Origin of the sequence: Azospirillum sp. B506, assembly GCF_000333595.1 — a bacterium.
Classification (GTDB): Bacteria; Pseudomonadota; Alphaproteobacteria; order Azospirillales; family Azospirillaceae; genus Azospirillum.
In genome coordinates this window covers 1-1,311 of the sequence record NZ_BADK01000488.1, presented here as the reverse complement: position 1 = coordinate 1,311, position 1,311 = coordinate 1, and the positions used below count along the sequence as shown (strand labels likewise).

1 protein-coding gene and 1 pseudogene are annotated in these 1,311 nt (G+C 57.2%); one reads left to right on the top strand and one right to left on the bottom strand.

Annotation, left to right across the window (positions count from 1 at the left end):
- A partial coding sequence (locus I71_RS14530) for an NADP-dependent oxidoreductase (RefSeq protein WP_042695566.1) occupies positions 1 to 852 on the top strand: 852 nt, incomplete at its 5' end.
- Between the two features lie 148 nt (positions 853 to 1,000).
- On the opposite strand, the pseudogene I71_RS35960 reads toward I71_RS14530, so the two are convergent.
- Positions 1,001 to 1,311 (bottom strand): annotated as a pseudogene (locus I71_RS35960) (transposase); the annotation flags it as partial.

The window sequence follows — 1,311 nt, the reverse complement described above, 5'->3', positions numbered from 1 at the left end:
TTTAAGCCAGTGCTAAAGTTTGAGCTTCCAGCACCCATTGGCAGCGATGTCGCCGGTATCGTCGTTGAGGTCGGCAGTGGCGTGAGCCGCTTCAAAGTCGGCGACGCCGTCTTTGCCAGCGTGTTCGACCTGGGCCGCGGGACTCTCGCCGATTTCGTTGCTGTCCCGGAGCGCTTTGCGGCGCTTAAGCCTCTGAACCTCGACTTCAACGAAGCCGCTTCGATTCCAATGGTCGGCCTGACATCCTGGCAGGCACTCAAGGAACGGGCAGGGCTTAAGCGCGGGCAGAAGATTTTTATCCCAGCCGGTTCGGGCGGAATCGGCACCTTCGCAATCCAGCTCGCCAAACATATCGGCGCGAAAGTCGGCACGACGACCAGCACCGGGAATGTAGACCTAGTAAAGCGCCTCGGCGCAGATGAAGTCGTGGACTATAAAAAGGAAGATTTTGAAACCGTTCTGAGCAGTTACGACGTAGTTCTTGGAACTGTCCGAGGTGACAGCATTGAAAAGTCGGTTGAAATTCTCAAACCAAAGAGCATCATCGTCTCCCTGATCGGCCCACTTGATGCTGCTTTCGCTCAAGCTCGCCGCATGAATCTGTTATTCCGGATCATTTTCGGTTTTATGAGCCGAAAAATCCTGCGCCTTACAAAAAAAAGCGATGTCCGTTATTCCTTTTTGTTCGTTCGCCCCGATGGTGAGCAGCTAGCCGAAATCGGCGGCCTCATCGAAGCCGAACATATTCGTCCAGTGATCGACAGGATTTTTGCATTCGATCAAGCGAAGGAGGCGCTCGCCTATCTCGATGCTGGGCGCGCTAAGGGCAAGGTTGTCGTCCAACTGATCTGAGATGGAAGCCGGAATTTGGCCAACTCTCCGGCCCCTGAATCTGGCAGAACTTCGGCTCTCTGCCGACGTAGTTGAGGAAGCGGTGAGTGAAGTGGCCCCTGTTTCCCGGACAGTTTGGCGGCTAGAATAAGCTTGGTTCCGGTTCGTGTTATGCCACCATTCTGATTCGGTCCGGAGATCCCTCGTAGACCTCTGCCGGGGTTCTGCCGCCGAGCGCCGGTGCGGGCGTTCGGCGTTGTAATAATCGATCCAGCGGCCGCGCCCGTCCATCGACACCCGAATGCCGGCCGCGGTCAAGAGGCCGGTGAAGCGCGGGCTGGTGAACTGGCTGCCCTGATCCGGTGTTGAAGATGCCCGGCCGGCCGTAGCGTGCCATAGCCTCCTCCACGACCTCGATGCAGAACTCGACGTCCATGGTGTTCGACAGCCGCCAGCTCAGGACCTTGCGTGTCGCCCAGT